A 17,843-nucleotide genomic window follows, 5' to 3' on the forward strand; every position below is an offset into this window, starting at 1 on the left:
CATCGATCGTCACTTCGCTGTCAGGTGATGGTGAAGGTGTCTCCGTTGTTGGTCTGGAACGACTCGATGGTATTGGCGCCGGCATACCAGTCGACGAGCTTGACACCCGAGTCGACTTTACCGGTTTCCCAGTTGGCCTTGGTGAACAGGTAGGCATCGTCGCCCAGGCGGCTGAGCACGACATCGCTGAAGGTTTCGAACTTCTTCAGGATGACCTTGTCGGTGCCGACGGTGCCGGTATCCTGGATCGAGACCTGCGCCCAGGAGTCGACGGTATAGGTGTCGCCACCCTCCCCGCCATCCCCGAAACCTGCGGCGTTCATGGCCAACTGATCCGCACCGGCGCCACCGAACAACTTGTAGCCGACGCCATTGCCCGCCAGGCGATCATTGCCATCATCACCGTACGCAGTGCCTCGGGCAGTCAGGATCGAGTCATTGCCAGCATCGCCATGGTAGATCCCACCAAGATCGTTGCCAGCGCTGGAGATGCTGTCATCACCATCACCGCCATTGATGATGTCGGCCTGGGGCAGCGCACTGCTGCCGGTACGCATGAACACCCCGAAATCACCGTAGTAGATGCCGTCACCGAAGAGGGTGTCGTTACCCGCACCGCCATTGATGACATCATTGCCTTCGGCACCGAAGATCGTGTTGTAGCCGCTGTCGCCGTTGAGCACATCGTCGTAGGCAGAGCCGGCCAGCCCTTCGATACCAACCAGCACGTCACCTTCGGCATCACCACCGGTATTGACACCGGTGGCGAGGTTGACCGACACGGCCGACGCGCTGTTGACGTACCAGGCGAAGTCCTTGCCCGCGCCGCCATTGATGCTGTCGGCACCGGCACCACCGATGAAGTTCTCATCGCGCGAAGTACCGATCAGGGTGTCATTGAACGCCGACCCCTCGAAGCTTTCGATGTTGAGGTAGGTGTCGGCACCCGTCGCATTGAGGTTCAACGTGATACCAGCGCCTTCGCCAGCGAACGTCAACAGATCGACACCGCCGGCACCGTCGAGGTAGTTGGCCTCATCGTTGACGACAAAGACATCGCTGGTACTGGAACCATAGAACCGCTCGATACTGTCGAACGTATCGCCCGCCGCAACACCGGTATGCACCCCGGTCTTGAAGTTCAGGGTAACGCCCGTCGCACTGTCGCCGTACGACACACTGTCCACGCCTGCACCACCAATGAAGCGGTCGGCGCCGCCAGCTCCCGCATAGAACGTGTCATTGCCAACACCACCGGTGATGATGTTGTCGCTGGCACTGTCATAGGCCACGAAGTTGCCGGTACCCAGGTAGGTCAGCGCCTCGACTTCGTTGGTCAGGCGGAAGCTGCTCAAGGTAGTGCGCACCTCGTCGTAGCCGCCACCCGCCTCCTCGGTCACCGTCGCGTTGCCATTGATGAAGTACACATCGTCACCCGCCCCACCCCGGAACCCCGTGGTGCCCGACGCGGTGGTGAAGGTATCGGCGAACGCCGTGCCGGTCACCGTGGCAAAACCGGTGAACACGTCACCCTGGGCATCGCCGCCGACACCAGTGCCACGCCCCGTGTTGTCGACGGTAATGCTGATCGCCTGGGTGGATGTCGAGTAGTCCAAGGTATCAGCGCCACCACCCCCCTCGAAGAGGTGCGCGGTGCCGTCGCTCACGAAGACGTCGGCGAAGGCCGAACCCCTGAAGACTTCGATGCTGTCGAAGGTATCGCCCGCCGCAATGCCGCCATGCACGCCGGTCTTGAAGTTCAAGGTGACCCCGCCAGTGGCATCGCCATACGAAACGGTGTCGTTGCCCGCGCCGCCGACGAAGCGGTCCGCGCCCGCGCCACCGTACAGCGTGTCGCTGCCGACGCCACCGGTGATGACGTTGTCGCTGGCGTTGCCATAGCCGACGAAGTTGCCCGAACCCTGGTAGGTCAGGGCCTCGACATCGCTGGTCAGGCGATAGCTGGCCAACGTCGTGCGCACTTCATCGTAGCCACCCCCCGCGGCCTCGATCACTGTCGCGTTTGCATTGAGGTAGTAGATGTCGTTGCCATCGCCACCGCGCAGCGAAGTGGCAGCCGCCCAGGTGGTAAAGGTGTCGTCGAATGTCGAACCGGCCACAGTGACGATGCCGGTGAACACATCCCCTGCGGCATCGCCGCCGACACCGGTACCGCGCCCGGCATTGTCGACCGTGATGGCAATGGCCTGGCCGGAGCCCGAGTAATCCAGCGTGTCAGCACCGCCGCCACCCTCGAAGGTGTGAGCAGTGGCGTCACTGATGAAGGTGTCGGCAGCGGCCGAGCCACGGAACACCTCGATCCCCTCGAAGGTGTCCCCCGTGGCGATCCCAGTGTGCTGGCCGGTCTTGAAATCGAGGGTGATGCCTGTGCTGCTATCGGCATAGGACACCGTGTCGACACCCGCCCCACCGATGAAGCGATCGCCACCGGCGCCACCGAACAGCAAGTCGTTGCCCACGCCACCGGTGATCACGTTGGCGCTGGCATTGCCGTAGCCGGTGAAGCTGCCACTGCCGATGTAGGTCAGCGCCTCGACCTCGTTGGTCAGGCGATAGTTGGCCAAGGTCGTGCGCACCTCATCGTAGCCACCGCCGACCTGTTCGAGCACGCTCGCATTGCCATGCACGATGTACACATCATCACCGGCGCCACCTTGCAGGTAGGACGAGGTCGACGTAGTGAAGGTGTCGTTCTGCGACGACCCCATCACCGTGGTGATGCCGGTGAACACATCACCCTGGGCGTCACCGCCCACGCCCGTGCCGCGATTGGTGTTGTCGATGGTGATGTTGACCGCCTGCGCGGAGCCCGAATAGTCCAGCACATCGGCGCCGCCGCCACCTTCGAAGGTGTGCGCCGTGGCATCGCTGACGAAACGGTCGGCCACGGCCGTGCCACGGAACACCTCGATGCCCTCGAAGGTGTCACCCGCCGCGAACCCGGTGTGCACGCCAGTCTTGAAGTCGAGGGTGATGCCCGTGCTGCTGTCGGCATAGGACACGGTGTCGACACCCGCGCCACCGACGAAGCGGTCGCCACCGTCGCCACCGAGCAGCAGGTCGTTGCCGGCACCGCCAGTGATCACGTTGGCGCTGGCATTGCCGTAGCCGGTGAAGTTGCCGGTACCAACGAAAGTCAGCGCCTCGACTTCATTGGTCAGGCGATAGTTGGCCAGCGTGGTGCGCACTTCGTCATAGCCGTTACCGGCCAGCTCGTACACGCCGGCGCCGCCATGCACGTAGTAGACATCGTCGCCCGCGCCACCCTGCAGGGTGAGCGAAGCCGTCGAGGTCAGGGTGTCATTCTGCGCCGACCCGATCACCGTGGTGATGCCGGTGAACACGTCGCCCTGGGCATCGCCGCCCACGCCCGTGCCACGGCCGAGGTTGTCGATGGTGATGTTGACCGCCTGCGCGGAGCCCGAATAGTCCAGCACATCGACGCCGCCGCCACCTTCGAAGGTGTGCGCCGTGGCATCGCTGACGAAACGGTCGCCCACGGCCGTGCCACGGAACACCTCGATGCCCTCGAAGGTGTCACCCGCCGCAATCCCGGTGTGCTGGCCGGTCTTGAAGTCGAGGGTGATGCCCGTACTGCTGTCGGCATAGGAGACGGTATCGACTCCCGCGCCACCGACGAAGCGGTCGCCACCGGCACCGCCGAACAGCAGGTCGTTGCCGGCGCCACCGGTGATCACGTTGGCGCTGGCATTGCCGTAGCCGGTGAAGTTGCCGGTACCAACGAAAGTCAGCGCCTCGACTTCGTTGGTCAGGCGATAGGTGGCCAGGTTGGTGCGCACTTCGTCGTAGCCACCACCGGCCAGCTCGTACGCGGCCGCGCCGCCCGCCACCCTGCAGGGTGAGCGAGGCCGTCGAGGTCAGGGTGTCGTTCTGCGCCGACCCGATCACCGTGGTGATGCCGGTGAACACGTCTCCCTGGGCATCGCCGCCCACGCCCGTGCCACGGCCGAGGTTGTCGATGGTGATGTTGACCGCCTGCGCGGAGCCCGAATAGTCCAGCACATCGACGCCGCCGCCACCTTCGAAGGTGTGCGCCGTGGCATCGCTGACGAAACGGTCGCCCACGGCCGTGCCACGGAACACCTCGATGCCCTCGAAGGTGTCACCCGCCGCAATCCCGGTGTGCTGGCCGGTCTTGAAGTCGAGGGTGATGCCCGTGCTGCTGTCGGCATAGGACACGGTGTCGACACCCGCGCCACCGACGAAGCGGTCGCCACCGGCACCGCCGAACAGCAGGTCGTTGCCGGCACCGCCGGTGATCACGTTGGCGCTGGCATTGCCGTAGCCGGTGAAGTTGCCGGTACCAATGAAAGTCAGCGCCTCGACTTCGTTGGTCAGGCGATAGGTGGCCAGGTTGGTGCGCACNCACCGGCCAGCTCGTACGCGGCCGCGCCGCCATAGATGTAGTACACATCGTCGCCCGCGCCACCCTGCAGGGTGAGCGAGGCCGTCGAGGTGAACGTGTCGTTGAGCGCCGAACCGATCACCATGGAGATACCGGTGAACACGTCGCCCTGGGCATCGCCGCCCACGCCCGTGCCACGGCCGAGGTTGTCGATGGTGATGTTGACCGCCTGCGCGGAGCCCGAGTAGTCCAGCACATCGACGCCGCCGCCACCCTCGAAGGTGTGCGCCGTGGCATCGCTGACGAAACGGTCGCCCACGGCCGTGCCACGGAACACCTCGATGCCCTCGAAGGTGTCACCCGCCGCAATCCCGGTGTGCTGGCCGGTCTTGAAGTCGAGGGTGATGCCCGTGCTGCTGTCGGCATAGGACACGGTGTCGACACCCGCGCCACCGACGAAGCGGTCGCCACCGGCACCGCCGAACAGCAGGTCGTTGCCGGCGCCACCGGTGATCACGTTGGCGCTGGCATTGCCGTAGCCGGTGAAGTTGCCGGTACCAATGAAAGTCAGCGCCTCGACTTCGTTGGTCAGGCGATAGGTGGCCAGGTTGGTGCGCACTTCGTCGTAGCCACCACCGGCCAGCTCGTACGCGGCCGCGCCGCCATATATGTAGTACACATCGTCACCCGCGCCACCCTGCAGGGTAAGCGAGGCCGACGAGGTGAACGTGTCGTTGAGCACCGAACCCATCACCATGGAGATACCGGTGAACACGTCGCCCTGGGCATCGCCACCCACGCCCGTGCCACGACCGGTGTTGTCGATGGTGATATTGACCGCCTGCGCGGAGCCCGAATAGTCCAGCACATCGACGCCGCCGCCACCTTCGAAGGTGTGCGCCGTGGCATCGCTGACGAAACGGTCGCCCACGGCCGTGCCACGGAAGATCTCGATGCCTTCGAAGGTATCGCCTGCGGCGAACCCGGTATGCGCCCCCGTCTTGAAATCAAGCGTGATGCCGGTGGTCGAGTCGGCGTAGGACACCGTGTCGATGCCCGCGCCACCGATCAGGCGGTCGGCGCCATCCCCACCGAACAGCGTATCGTTGCCCGCGCCACCATCGATCACATCGTTGCCGGCGCGCCCATAGATCTGGTCATCCGCGGCGGTGCCAACCAGGTTGTCGGCCCCTGCGGTTCCTTGAATAACAGCCATCGCAACTCCTTCCTTGCTCCAATGTTGAACGTCCCTGTGCTGACGCCAATCCTTCGATGGCGCTCACCCTTCCCTGAATGCTCGTTGCGCGTGGTCGCCTACTGGCTTGAGCAGATAGGACAGCACGGTGCGACGACCCGTCTGGATCATCGACTCCACCGGCATGCCCGGCACCAGCGTGAGGCCGTCGAGCTTGCGCTGCTCGGCCTTGTCGATATGAATACCGGCGCGGTAGTAGCCGAGCCCGGTCTGCGGGTCGCTCACCAGGTCGGCGGAAAGCCGCACCACCCGCCCCATGACTTCCGGCGTGGTGGCGCGATTGAAGGCACTGAAGCGCAGCAAGGCGTCCTGGCCGAGCATGACCTGGTCGATGTCCTGCGGGCTGACCCGCGCCTCGACCAGCAGCTCGTCATCAATCGGCACGATCTGCATCAGGGTTTCGGCCGGCGAGATCACGCCACCCACGGTATGCACGGCCAGTTGCTGGACGCGCCCGGCACTGGGCGCCAGCACATCGACGCGCTTGAGCTGGTCGGCGGCGGCAACCTCGCGCTCCACCCACTCCCCTTGCCGGGCCATGAGGTCGCGCAGCTCTTCGGAAACCTGCTCGCGGAAACGCTGATCGACCTGCAGCAACTCCAGCTGAGTCTCGGCAATGCGTGCGCGAGCTTCGGCAATCGAGGCGATCAGTTGGCCGCGCTCACCCTGCAGGCGGGCGATGCCACGTGCCAGGGCATTGACCCGATCGAGGGTCATCAGGCCCTTCTTCTGCAACGTCTTGACCGCCTGGTATTCCTCGTCGATCAGGCGGATCTCCTCCGCCTTGGTACGCTGCTGCAGATCGTGACCGCCGATGGTCTGCTTGAGCTGCTCGATACGCTCGCGCAGTTGCGATTTCTGACCCTCGCGGGACTGCCGGCGATCGGCAAACAATTGCCGCTCGCTGGCCATGACCGCCTGCACTTGTTCATCCGCCTGGCGCGACACCAGGCGCGCAGGCATCTCCACCTGCGCCTTGCCGTCACGCTCGGCCTCCAGCCTGGCCTGGCGCGCCAACGCCTGATCCAGCGCCTTGGCAACGATGGCATGGCTGGCCTCCTGCACGGTGGCGTCCAGGCGCACCAGCACCTCGCCCGCCTGCACCGCCTGCCCCTCGCTTACCAGCAACTGCGCGACCACACCGCCATTGGGGTGCTGCACCTTCTTCACACTGTCCTGCACGGCGACGGTGCCCGGCGCGATGACCGCCCCGGCCAGCTCGGTGACGGCCGACCAAGCCAGAGAACCACCCAGCAGTACCACGACCACTGCGGCGCCCACCCACAGGTGATTGCGCAACGACCCCAGCAGTTGCTTTTCGTTATCGACAGTCTTCATGCCTGCGCCCCTCCCTTCACGGCCACCGGCCGCGCCAGCACCGCGTCCCGTGGGCCAAACGCGGCCTGGGCACCCTGCTCCAGCACCAGCACCTGGTCCATCACCGACAGCAACCCCGAGCGATGGGCGATGGCGATGACCACGCCGCCCCGCGCCTTCACGCCCTGGATCGCCCGGGCCAACGCCCGTTCTCCCTCGGCGTCGAGGTTGGCGTTGGGCTCGTCGAGCACCACCAGGAAGGGATCGCCATACAACGCCCGGGCCAGGCCGACACGTTGGCGCTGCCCAGCGGAAAGATTGGCGCCACCGGCGCCGATCGGCGTGTCGTAGCCTTGCGGCAGTTGCAGGATCATTTCGTGCACACCCGCCTGGCGCGCCGCCGAGACAATGGCCGCAGCGTCGGCATCAGGGTCCAGGCGCGCAATGTTCTGCGCGACAGTCGCCTCGAACAGGTCGACGCTCTGCGGCAGGTAGCCCGTCTGCGCCGCCCGCGTCGCATCCGGCCACAAGGTCAGCGCCGCGCCGTCCAGGCAGACCTGGCCACGCGCCGCCAGCCAGGCGCCCACCAGCGCACGCGCCAGCGACGACTTGCCCGAAGCGCTTGGCCCGACCACCGCCATGGCACTACCCGCGGCCAGCGTGAAGTTGACATTGTTCAACACCAGGCGTTGCCCACCAGGTGGCGCGACGCACAAGCCATCCACCTGCAGTTGATGCCTTGCCATCGGCAGCGCGGTCTTTTCAGTGGGCTCAGGGAAGATCGCCAACACCTCTTGCAGTTGCTGCCAGGCCAGCCGTGCCGACACCAGGCTGCGCCAGGTGCCGATGATCTGCTCGGCCGGCGCCAGCGTGCGGGCGACGATAATCGAAGCAGCGACAATGGCACCGCCACTGAGGTCGCCCTGGATCACCAGCCAGGCCCCCACGCCCAGCGACGCCGACTGCACCAGCTGGCGCAAGGCCTTGGTGATGCCGCCGTAGAAACCACTGACATCGGCGCTGCGCCGCTGCAGGGTGGCGTAGTGCGCCTGCAAGCCCTGCCAGCGCTCGGTGGCGCGCCCGGTCATGCCCATCGCGGCGAGCACTTCGGCACCGCCGTGAGCCTGCTGGCCCAAACGATTGCGCTGGCTCGCAAGCTCCGCAGCATCACGCATGTCCTGGCGGGTACCGCGATCGGTGAGCCAGGTCAGCAGCACCATCAGCACGATCATGCCCAGCGCCACCAACCCCAGGGAGGGATGGATATAGAAGCTGACCGCCAGGTACACCGGCATCCAGGGCAAATCGAAGAATGCCATGAGGCCAGGGCCTGCGATGAAAGCGCGGATCTGCTCCAGCTCATGGGCGGGCTTGAGCGGGTCATGGCGCATGACGATCTTCAGCGGCGCCCCGGCGATGGCCCGGAACACTTGCATGGACAATGCACTGTCGATCGCCGCCGCGACCCGCGACATGACCCGGGCACGGATGATGTCAACCAGCGCGAACACCACGTAGATACCCAGCACCAGCAACCCCAGCGCCACCAGCGTGGGCAGGCTGCGGCTGGGGATGACCCGGTCGTAGACTTCGAGCATGAACAAGGGGCCGACCAACGCCAACAGGTTGATCACACCCGAGAACAGGGCCGCACCGATCAAGCCTTTTTTCAGGGCCACGGACAGCTGTTCCGGCAGCACGCGTGCGCCAGCATCCTTACTGCTTTTCAAGTGTTCCGATCCTTGGAAGAGAAGCGTTGCGAGACACGCAAACGAATGGGGGATGTCGCGGATCATACCCGAAGGAAATGCCGCAATCGATGGCCTCAAGCCATCAATTTTTGCCTTGCGTCAAAGCTCTCGGCAGGCGGCATTGTCGAAGGGGCCGGCAAAGCGTTTCCAGCCATCGCCCGGTGACCATTGCGAGCAGACCAGGCGCCCATCGGCCTGGCTTTCCCAGCGCCACCAGGGCGCCATGGCGGCTTGGGCCTGGAGCAGACAGAACGCCGCGGCGACAGCGACGATCAGTGTTTTCATGAGCCAACCCTCGAAGACGACGAACCCCTTCGCGAGAAAGGGGTTCGTGTGGTTACGCGTAGCGCGGCGACCTGCCAGCGACCATCAGGTCATCTGGATGATGGTCTGCATGATGGTGCTTTCGGTGGAGATGGTCTTGGCGTTGGCCTGGTAGTTGCTCTGCGCCTTGATCAGCTCGACCAGCTCCTGGGTCAGGTTGACGTTGGAGGCTTCCAGCGAGTTGGATTCGACGCTGCCCAGGGTGCCGGTCTTCGGTGCATCGATGCCCGGGATGCCCGAAGCGAACGACTCTTTCCAGCGGGTGCCGCCGATCTGCTGCAGGCCCTGCGGGTTGGCGAAGCTGGCGATGGCGACCTGGCCGATGGCGCGGGACTGCTGGTTGCTGAAGCTGGCGAACATCACGCCGGTGGAGTCGATCGACAGGTTCGACAGGATACCGGTGGCGTAGCCGTCCTGGGACTGCGACATACGCGCTGTCGCGGTGTTGTAGGAGGTGGTGCTGTTCATCGACAGACGCATGCCGTCGGCGTTGCCGACCGCGCCATTCGACGCCCAGTTGCCGGCGGAGTCCTTGGCGGCAGGCACCCAGCCTTTCATGCTGAAGATGTTGTTGGTGACGCTCCAGTCGAACTGGCCAACCGGCGTGGTCGGCACGCCCGTGGCGGCGGTCGTCATGTTCTTCACGCTGCCATCGGGGTTGAAGTTGATGGTGCCGGTCAGCGGAGTGGTACCCGCTGGGGCGGCAGCACCTGGCGTGAAGGGGTTGCGCCCATCGACCAGGGTATACATGGTCCACTGGTTGGTGCCGGTCTTGCGGTAGAACTGCTCCATGACATGCTCGTTACCCTGGCTGTCGTACACCTTGGTCGGGAACGAGTCGGAGTAGGTGCTCCGGTCAGTTGGATCGAACGGCTTGTTCGGCACCATCGCCGGTGGCGTCGCGGTGGCGTCCCATACCTGCAGCGGGATATCGAGGGCCGACGAGTTCAGGTTGATACCCTGATCGATCAGGGTGGTGGACTTGGGCGCCAGCGCCGAGGTGTCGATCTTCAGGTCGGTCAGCACGCCCTTCTGGATCTTGCCGTTGGCATCGGCGGCATAGCCCTGCAGGCGCATGCCGTCGGAGGTGACGACAAAGTTGTCCTTGTTGGTCTGGAACGCACCGGCACGGGAGTAGCTCAGCGAGCCGTTGTCGGACAGGACGAAGAAGCCCTGGCCCTGGATACCCATGTCCAGCACGTTGCCGGTGTTGTTCACGTCACCCTGGCCGAACTGCTGGGATACGTTGGCCAGGCGCACGCCGTTGCCGACCTGGTTCTTGCCCACGCCCAGGCGGTTGGCGCCGGCGTAGACGTCGGCGAACTCGGCGCGCGACGACTTGAAACCGTTGGTGTTGACGTTGGCGATGTTGTTGCCGGTGACGTCCAGTTGCTTGTTGGCTGCGTAAAGACCGCTAAGGCCGATATTGAAAGACATGTGTTCGCTCCTTCTGCCGTTCTAGCGGCCTTAGATTCCGATGGTTTGTACTTTGGAGATGCCCAGCTTGCCGATGCCAGCAAGGTTGAGCATCATCTCGCCGCCGTTCTGGAAGCTGACGCTGTTCACCGTGGCCGGCAGCAGCGTGTACATGGTCGCCGCCTTGCCATCGACCGTGGTGGTGGCGGTAAAGGTGTAGTTGCCCGGGCTGAGCTTCTCGTTCTTGTCGTTGGTACCGTCCCAGATGAAGTCGGCGTTGCCCTTCTTCTGCTCGCCCAACTGGATGGTCTTGACCACGTTGCCATCCTTGTCCTTGATGGTGACCTTGCCATCGGTGATGTTCTGCGGCACGACCACCTGGCCGGTGAAGCTCTTGGTGGTGTCGACCATGGCCTTCTCGCTCTGCACGATCACCGAGCGCCCGACCAGGGACGAGGCCTGCAGCGCCTGGGACGAGCCCATGCCGGTGATGATCGAGCTGACCGAGCTGTTGAGGGTCTGGATACCCTCCAGGCTGCTGAACTGCGCCAGCTGGGCCACGAACTCGCCGTTGTCCTGGGGATCCAGCGGGTTCTGGTGCTGCATCTGGGTGACCAGCAACTGCAGGAACGCATCCTTGCCCAGGGCGTTCTTGTCGGTCTTCTCGGTGGTGGGCTTCTTGGTCGTGCCGTCGCTGACGCCCGAGTTCTTCAGGACATCATTGAGGTTCACGCCAGTAGTGCTTTCGACTGCCATGGTCCGGGTTCCTTATCACTGACCCAGGGTCAGCACTTTCTGCATCATGGTCTTGGCGGTGTTCATCAGCTCGGCGTTGGTCTGGAACGCACGGCTGGCGGAGATCATGTCGGCCATCTCCTCGACCACGTTGACATTGGGGTAGTAGACGTAGCCATCCTTGTTCGCCGCCGGGTGGTTCGGCTCGTAGCGCGCCTCGAGGTTGCTCTGGTCCTCGATGATGCCCTTGACCTGCACACCCTGCCCCGCCTCGCCCTGGTCCTCGAACAGCGACTGGCCGACGCCGCCCTGGGCCTGCTGGAAGGTGGTGGCGAATACCGGGTGGCGGGCACGGTAGGTCTGGTCGATGCTCGACGAGACGGTCTCGGCGTTGGCGATGTTCGAGGCAACGGTGTTCAGGCGCGTGTTCTGCGCGCTCATGCCGCTACCGGCGATATTGAAGACACTGGCAAGGGACATGGTCACTCTCCGCGCAGGGCTGCGACCAGCCCTTTGAATTTACTGTTGAGCAGGGTGAAGCTGGCCTGGAAGCCAACGGCGTTCTCGGCGTAGTTCGACTGCTCCATCTGGGCGTCCACGGTGTTCTGGTCGATCGACGGCTGCATCGGCGTGCGGTACTGCAGCGTGTCATCGGCCATCGCCAGGCCTTCGGCCTCGATGTGACGGCTGTTGGTACGGTCGAGGGCGATACGTCCCTTCTGCTGCTTGTCCGCCTCGGCGGCGAGCACCGACGAGAAGTCCATGTCACGCGCCTTGTAGTTGGGCGTGTCAGCGTTGGCGATGTTGTTGGCCAGCACCTCGGCGCGCTGGGCGCGGAAGCCCAATGCCTTTTCGTGGATGCCGAGCGCTTTGTCGAAGCTGATGCTCATGTCGGGGAAACCTTCGAAGGTTGACCAGAATTTCGTTGGCAAAGCTTTAGCAAGGGTTGTGCCAACCAGCAAACCCCTCATGAATGCTGGCTTCTCGCCCACCACTACCCTCCCAGGCTGCCAGAAAAGCGGCAAAGTGCTTCCGCCTCGCGGCGCGCAAGCGGCAAATAGCAGGCGGCAAAAGCGGCAAACCAAAAAATTGACGTCAAACAAAAGTGTCAATGTGCCACTACCTGGGATAGCATGCGCTCCCCGCGCAGAGGCGTGCTGAAAGCCCCTCCCCGAGAAACGCAAGGTTTCACGCCACGCCTGGATGCGCGCCGCTCTTCAAGACGATTTCCAAGGAACGAAAACGTGCCTGCGCCCACCTTCCGCAAGACCCTGCTGGCCCTGGCCATCACCACCGGCCCGCTGCCAGCCCTGGCTGTACCCGCGCCACAGACCATCACCCTGACGGACGCCGGCTACAGCAGCCAGCACCAGACTTACGGCGACGACCTCAAGTTCACCGGGAGCTTCAGCGACATCGGCCGCACCGCCATCGACCTGGCCAACGCCAAGGTGCTGGGCGACCTGGTCGTCGACAGCGCGATCAACGCCACCAAGGGCAATACCTACAGCCTGACGACCAGGGTCGACGGCATCCGCATTGCCGACAGCGCGCTCGCCGGTTACTTCTATAACCGCGGCATTGTGAAGACCACCAGCGCGGGCGGCTCCGCCCTGAAGATCAGCGCGACCACGCTCGACGGCGACCTGGTCAACGAAGGGCTGCTCCAGGCGGGAGGCGACTTGTCCTACGCGCTGGTCGACGCCCCCAAGTTCGGCATCGACCTGGCCTCTCGCAACGGCGGCCGCACGGTCATCAATGGCGACCTGATCAATGCCAACGGCGCACGCATCGCCAGCAATGGCACGCAATCGCGCGGCATCAACCTCGCCGGCGCGAGCCTCGAAGGCCGGGTCATCAACCATGGCGAAATCCACGTCGTCGGCCCCAGCGCAATTGGCATCGATGCCACCACCGGCAGCGTCCTGGCCGGGGTGACCAACAATGGTCTGCTCTACATCGGCGCGCAGGAGTCGATCGGCATCAATCTCGACGGCACCACCCTGGTCGGCAGCCTTGACAGCCATGTGGTCAACACCGGGAAGATCACCGCCGGCAACATCGCGATCAAGGTCGGTAACGTCGCCTACGACGGCCCGGGCCTGCAGCCGCAGTACAAAGCCAACGGCGACCTGAACATCTTCAACAGCGGCACGATCTGGTCCCAGGTGGCCGTCGACGCCACCACCAGCAACCGCCCGGTGGAGCTGATCATGCGCGAGGGCAGCAACATCCTGGGCGACCTCAATGGCCTGGCCAACATCGAAGTCGAGGGCAATGCCAGCTTTGGCGCGAACTACCCCGACCAAGGCAACATCCGCTTGCGCAATGGCGGCTGGCTCGAGATCGGCAGCGCCGACGAGCCGCCGATCACCTTCAGCCTGAGCAGCCTGCACACCAATCTGGTCGGCAACCTGCGAGTTGCCGACCACTCTTCGCTGGGCATGGAGCTTGGCGACGAGACCAACCCGGCCACGCCCGTGCTCAAGGTCAGCGGCATTGCCGAGTTCGGCCAGGATGCGCGGATCGCGCTGGCACCCGATGACGAAGACTACCTGCCTGCGGGCGGGCGCTACCTGCTGCTCGAAGCTGGGCAGGTGCAGGTGCTCGACGCCAACGGCCAGGCAGTCGACCCCAACGGCAAGCCCAAGGTGGTCAGCACATCGGCACTGCTGAACGTGCGTAGCAGCACCCTGGAAGGCAACAAGGTCTATGTCGAGGTCAACACCAAGTCAGAGGAAGCCATCGACCAGATGGTCCAGGAGCAAGGCGGCGACAGCAACGCCCAACATGCCCTGAACGGGCTGGCCGGCTCCGGCCTGCTGGCGTTCCTGGGCAAGGACGATCCACTGCTGCGAATCGCCTCGCAGGCCGATGAAGCACAGCTGACCCGATTGGCCGAGCAACTGGCACCCGATGTCAGCGACGGCGCCCGCCAGGCCGCCAGTGCCAGCCAGCGCCTGATCACCAACATCACCCTCAACCGCACCAGCGGCCTGCGCGGGGTCGCCTCGGGCGATACGCTCAAGGACACCGGCGTGTGGGTGCAGACCCTGTACAGCGACGCCACCCAGCAACACCGCGACGGCATCGCCGGCTACAACGCCTACAGCCGCGGCATCGCCGTCGGCGCCGATGGCAAGCTCGACGACCAGCTGACCCTGGGCCTGGCGTACAGCTTCATCAATACCGACGTCAACGGCCGCAGCGGCAGCAAGACCGAGGTCGAGGGCCATGCCTTCACCCTGTATGGCGGCTATGAACTGGGCAACTACTTCATCGACGGCAACCTCACCTACGGCTTCAACGACAACGAAGGCAAGCGCGACATCGCCGGTACCCGCGCCAAGTCCGACTACGACAGCAAGCAACTGGGCCTGAACCTGATCGCCGGCTACACCTGGCAGGCCAGCTCGCAATGGCTGGTCGAGCCGCGCCTGGCCGCGCGCTACAACCGCGTCGACATCGATGGCTACAAGGAGAAAGGCTCGTCCGCCGCGCTGAAGCTCGAAGACCAGCGCTACGAAGCCATCGAACTGGGCGCCGGCGTGCGCCTGGCAGGTAGCTACGCCCTCGGCGCCGGCACCCTGGAGCCGCAGTTCAAGCTGATGACCTATCACGACTTCGCCGCCGACAAGGTGCAGAACACCTCGACCTTCCTGGTGGGCGGCACACCGTTCGTGACCAACGGCGCCAGCACCGCGCGCAACAGCTACGAGGCCGGCGTGGGCGCCGACTACAAGCTGGGCGCGGTCACCGTCGGCCTGAACTACGACTACGTCGGCAAGTCGGGCTTCGATGCCGACGTGTTCTCGGCCAAGGTGCGCTACGACTTCTGACCCCATTGATGCACCGCCCCTCCTGTAGGAGCGGCTTCAGCCGCGATCACCCGCGAAGCGGGTGCCAGACACCGCATCGCGGCTAAAGCCGCTCCTACAGGCCAACCACCCGATTGGCCAGCAAAAAAGGCCGGTATCTCGCGATACCGGCCTTTTTTTGCCTCATCCAGCCTTACTTGGCCTGGTAGATGATGCCCGGGCTGCACTGGACCATCTGGTAATGGTCCGGCAACCCGTTGAGCGCCTCGGAGGCCCCAAGGAACAAGTAACCACCGGGCTTCAGCGTGCTGTGAATACGCATCAGGATGTCCTTCTTGACCTGGGCCGAGAAGTAGATCAGCACGTTGCGACAGAACACGATGTCGAACTTGCCCAGCGGCGCGTAGCTGTCGAGCAGGTTGTACGAGCGAAACTCGACGCGGCTGCGGATCGGCGGCTTGATCGCCCAGCGCCCAGGGCCCTTGGTGTCGAAGTAGCGCTGCAGGCGCTCCTGGGACAAGCCACGGGCAATGGCCAGGCTGTCGTACTCGCCGGTCTTGCAGTTGTTGAGCATGGCACCGGACAGGTCGGTGGCGACGATCTGCGCGCCCATCTTCAACTGGCCGAGGTTGGTGCGCTCGAACTCGTCGATCGACATCGAGATCGAGTAAGGCTCCTGCCCCGACGAACAGGCCGCCGACCAGATGCGCAGGCGCTGGCCCGGGTTGTTCTTGATGAACTCCGGGATCACCTTGTTCTTGAGCACCTCGAACGGATAGGTGTCGCGGAACCACAACGTCTCGTTGGTGGTCATGGCATCGACCACCTGTTCACGCAGGCCGCCCCGTGGTTGCGCCTGGATGCGCTGCACCAGTTCACCAAGGGACTTGATGCCCTGCTGCTCCATCAGCTTGTTGAGACGGCTGGAGACCAGGTACTGCTTATTCTCGCCCAGCAGGATGCCACAGGCTTTCTCCAGGAATACCCGGAACTGTTCGAAATCCAAATTACCCGTAGACAATGCTGCCGCCTCTTTCTAAATCGCTAGCGCCGGGGACGGGCCCCGGCCGTTTCAATGGGACGCCTTGATCCGGTCGACCACGCGCTGGGCGAGATCGTCCGGCCTGAACTTGGCCAGGAAGTCATCGGCACCGACCTTCTTGACCATCGCCTGGTTGAACACCCCGGACAACGAAGTATGCAGGCAGATGTGCAGCTTTTGCATGCGCGGATCGCTGCGAATCTCAGCGGTCAGGGTATAGCCGTCCATCTCTGGCATTTCAATATCCGAGATCATCATGAGGAACTCGTCCTCCGGACGCTTGCCCTCGTCCACCAGCTTGCGCAGGTAGTCCAGGGCCTGACGACCGTCGTTGAGCGCCACCACCTCGACCCCGACGGTCTGCAGGCAACGGCTGACCTGCTTGCGCGCCACCGACGAGTCGTCGACGGTCAGCACCCGCAGCATCACCGCCTTGTCCTGCACCTCGGCATCCACCACCCCCGCCGACACCGATTCGGACGAAGGCGCCACTTCCGCCAGCACCTTCTCCACATCGATGATCTCGACCATGCGGTTGTCGACCCGGGTCACCGCGGTGAGGTAGTGATCGCGCCCGGTGCCCTTGGGTGGCGGGTGGATCTCTTCCCAGTTCATGTTGACGATGCGTTCGACCGAGTGCACCAGGAAACCCTGGGTCTTGGTGTTGTACTCGGTGATGATCACGAAACTTTTGCGCGTCTCTTCCTGCAGCCCCGGCAACCCGGTCGCCATCGACAGGTCCAGGATCGGGATGGTCGCCCCGCGAATGTTGGCCACGCCACGCACCACCGGATGGGACCTGGGCAGCAGCGTCAGTTCCGGGCACTGCAGCACCTCCCGGACCTTGAACACATTGATGCCGTAGAGCTGGTCGCCATTGAGGCGGAACAACAGCAGCTCCAGGCGATTCTGCCCCACCAGTTGCGTGCGCTGGTTGACCGAATCCATCACTCCAGCCATGCCAGTCTCCTTCAACGATTGCCTGTTTACCAAGTCGGCACGGGCTTTGCTTTTTTGAGCGTCATGTACACGAAAACGACATTTTTCCGACGACTGACGCACCTGCTGACCGGCTCGCTCGCCGCGATGTGCCTGCTGGCACCCGGCGTTCGCCCGCTGGCGGATGCGTTTACCTTGCCTGAACAGCTTATCGGTGTCACCCAGGGGTTTCTTGAATTCACCGTAGAGGATTATCTGGCGACCACCCAGACCCAGGGCCGTTACGAGATTCAGGTCAACACCCTCGACCCGCGCCTGCGCATGCCGTTGTGCAGCCAGCAACTGGACGCCTCGCTGGAAAGCTCGACGCCGCTGGGGCGGGTCACGGTCAAGGTGCGTTGCGACGGCAGCGCGCCCTGGACGGTATTCGTGCCGGCCCAGGTACGCCTGCTGCGCGAGGTCGTGGTGATGACCCGCCCGCTCAAGCGTGAAAGCGTGATCGACCAGGGCGATGTCGCCCTGCGCGAGCGCGACGTGGGCACCCTGACGCAAGGCTACCTCACCCAGCTTGAACAGGCCGTGGGCATGAAGCTGGTGCGCCCCACCGTGCTCGACCAGGTGCTCACCCAGCAACACATGGAGCAGGCCGACGTGATCCGCAAGGGCGACCAGGTGGTGATCGTCGCACGCAGCGGCGGCCTCAGCGTGCGCATGCCCGGCGAAGCGCTGGACAGAGGCGGCATGGAAGCGCAGATCCGGGTGCGCAACCTGAACTCCAAGCGCGTAGTCAAGGCGCGGGTTACCGGCCCCGGCCAGGTCGAGGTGGCCATGTAGGGGAAAAGGGCGACAGGATGACGAC

13 protein-coding genes and 1 pseudogene are annotated in these 17,843 nt (G+C 64.2%); 2 read left to right on the forward strand and 12 right to left on the reverse strand.

Annotation, left to right across the window (positions count from 1 at the left end; genetic code table 11):
• Positions 1-20: 20 nt before the first annotated feature.
• From P5705_RS03170 to flgB, 10 genes and pseudogenes are all read right to left on the reverse strand, one after another.
• Positions 21-3,821, reverse strand: a complete 3,801-nt coding sequence (locus tag P5705_RS03170; protein ID WP_277459533.1) for a beta strand repeat-containing protein — start codon at positions 3,819-3,821, stop codon at positions 21-23.
• Positions 3,822-4,269: 448 nt separating this feature from the next.
• A pseudogene (locus P5705_RS03175) lies at positions 4,270-4,407 on the reverse strand (hypothetical protein); the annotation flags it as partial.
• Positions 4,377-5,603, reverse strand: a complete 1,227-nt coding sequence (locus P5705_RS03180) for a calcium-binding protein (protein ID WP_277459534.1) — start codon at positions 5,601-5,603, stop codon at positions 4,377-4,379. The pseudogene P5705_RS03175 and the gene P5705_RS03180, both read right to left, overlap by 31 nt.
• A gap of 63 nt (positions 5,604-5,666) precedes the next feature.
• Positions 5,667-6,980, reverse strand: coding sequence for an HlyD family type I secretion periplasmic adaptor subunit (locus P5705_RS03185; protein ID WP_277459535.1), 1,314 nt, complete (start codon positions 6,978-6,980; stop codon positions 5,667-5,669).
• Complete coding sequence (locus tag P5705_RS03190; RefSeq protein ID WP_277459536.1) at positions 6,977-8,689, reverse strand: type I secretion system permease/ATPase; 1,713 nt, start codon at positions 8,687-8,689, stop codon at positions 6,977-6,979. The genes P5705_RS03185 and P5705_RS03190 overlap by 4 nt, the downstream gene beginning before the upstream one ends.
• Positions 8,690-8,809: 120 nt before the next feature.
• Positions 8,810-8,995 (reverse strand): hypothetical protein, encoded by a 186-nt coding sequence (locus P5705_RS03195; protein WP_277459537.1) that lies wholly within the window; start codon positions 8,993-8,995, stop codon positions 8,810-8,812.
• Between the two features lie 84 nt (positions 8,996-9,079).
• A complete protein-coding gene (flgE, locus tag P5705_RS03200) occupies positions 9,080-10,471 on the reverse strand; it encodes a flagellar hook protein FlgE (RefSeq protein ID WP_277459538.1) in 1,392 nt (463 codons plus the stop codon).
• Positions 10,472-10,501: 30 nt separating this feature from the next.
• Positions 10,502-11,206 carry a flagellar hook assembly protein FlgD gene (gene flgD / locus P5705_RS03205; protein ID WP_277459539.1) on the reverse strand — a complete coding sequence of 235 codons (705 nt, stop codon included), beginning with the start codon at positions 11,204-11,206 and terminating at the stop codon, positions 10,502-10,504.
• A 15-nt stretch (positions 11,207-11,221) separates the two neighbouring features.
• Positions 11,222-11,665, reverse strand: coding sequence for a flagellar basal body rod protein FlgC (gene flgC, locus P5705_RS03210; RefSeq protein WP_248920932.1), 444 nt, complete (start codon positions 11,663-11,665; stop codon positions 11,222-11,224).
• A 2-nt stretch (positions 11,666-11,667) separates the two neighbouring features.
• The gene (gene flgB, locus P5705_RS03215) at positions 11,668-12,075 is read right to left on the reverse strand and encodes a flagellar basal body rod protein FlgB (RefSeq protein ID WP_011534934.1); all 408 of its coding nucleotides are present in this window, start codon (positions 12,073-12,075) and stop codon (positions 11,668-11,670) included.
• A gap of 354 nt (positions 12,076-12,429) precedes the next feature.
• Between flgB and P5705_RS03220 the strand changes: the two genes are divergently transcribed.
• Positions 12,430-15,024: an autotransporter outer membrane beta-barrel domain-containing protein gene (locus P5705_RS03220; RefSeq protein ID WP_277459540.1), complete on the forward strand. Its 2,595-nt coding sequence runs from the start codon at positions 12,430-12,432 to the stop codon at positions 15,022-15,024.
• Between the two features lie 172 nt (positions 15,025-15,196).
• Here the strand turns inward: P5705_RS03220 and cheR are convergent, their stop codons facing one another.
• Together cheR and P5705_RS03230 are read right to left on the reverse strand one after the other, a co-directional pair.
• Entirely contained in the window at positions 15,197-16,024 is an 828-nt protein-coding gene (gene cheR / locus P5705_RS03225) for a protein-glutamate O-methyltransferase CheR (protein WP_011534936.1), read from the reverse strand.
• A gap of 51 nt (positions 16,025-16,075) precedes the next feature.
• Positions 16,076-17,005: a chemotaxis protein CheV gene (locus tag P5705_RS03230; protein ID WP_277459541.1), complete on the reverse strand. Its 930-nt coding sequence runs from the start codon at positions 17,003-17,005 to the stop codon at positions 16,076-16,078.
• Between the two features lie 63 nt (positions 17,006-17,068).
• On the opposite strand from P5705_RS03230, the gene flgA reads away from it, so the two are divergent.
• The gene (gene flgA / locus P5705_RS03235; protein WP_277459542.1) at positions 17,069-17,818 is read left to right on the forward strand and encodes a flagellar basal body P-ring formation chaperone FlgA; all 750 of its coding nucleotides are present in this window, start codon (positions 17,069-17,071) and stop codon (positions 17,816-17,818) included.
• The last annotated feature ends 25 nt before the right edge of the window (positions 17,819-17,843 follow it).

Origin of the sequence: Pseudomonas entomophila (assembly GCF_029478665.1) — a bacterium.
GTDB lineage: Bacteria > Pseudomonadota > Gammaproteobacteria > Pseudomonadales > Pseudomonadaceae > Aquipseudomonas > Aquipseudomonas entomophila_F.

Excerpts from the sequence above, each read along its gene's own strand:
- P5705_RS03230 (WP_277459541.1), bottom strand. The coding sequence starts at position 17,005 with ATGGCTGGAGTGATGGATTCGGTCAACCAGCGCACGCAACTGGTGGGG.
- flgD (WP_277459539.1), bottom strand. The coding sequence starts at position 11,206 with ATGGCAGTCGAAAGCACTACTGGCGTGAACCTCAATGATGTCCTGAAG.
- flgB (WP_011534934.1), bottom strand. The coding sequence starts at position 12,075 with ATGAGCATCAGCTTCGACAAAGCGCTCGGCATCCACGAAAAGGCATTG.
- flgA (WP_277459542.1), top strand. The coding sequence starts at position 17,069 with ATGTACACGAAAACGACATTTTTCCGACGACTGACGCACCTGCTGACC.
- P5705_RS03185 (WP_277459535.1), bottom strand. The coding sequence starts at position 6,980 with ATGAAGACTGTCGATAACGAAAAGCAACTGCTGGGGTCGTTGCGCAAT.
- flgC (WP_248920932.1), bottom strand. The coding sequence starts at position 11,665 with ATGTCCCTTGCCAGTGTCTTCAATATCGCCGGTAGCGGCATGAGCGCG.
- P5705_RS03195 (WP_277459537.1), bottom strand. The coding sequence starts at position 8,995 with ATGAAAACACTGATCGTCGCTGTCGCCGCGGCGTTCTGTCTGCTCCAG.
- flgE (WP_277459538.1), bottom strand. The coding sequence starts at position 10,471 with ATGTCTTTCAATATCGGCCTTAGCGGTCTTTACGCAGCCAACAAGCAA.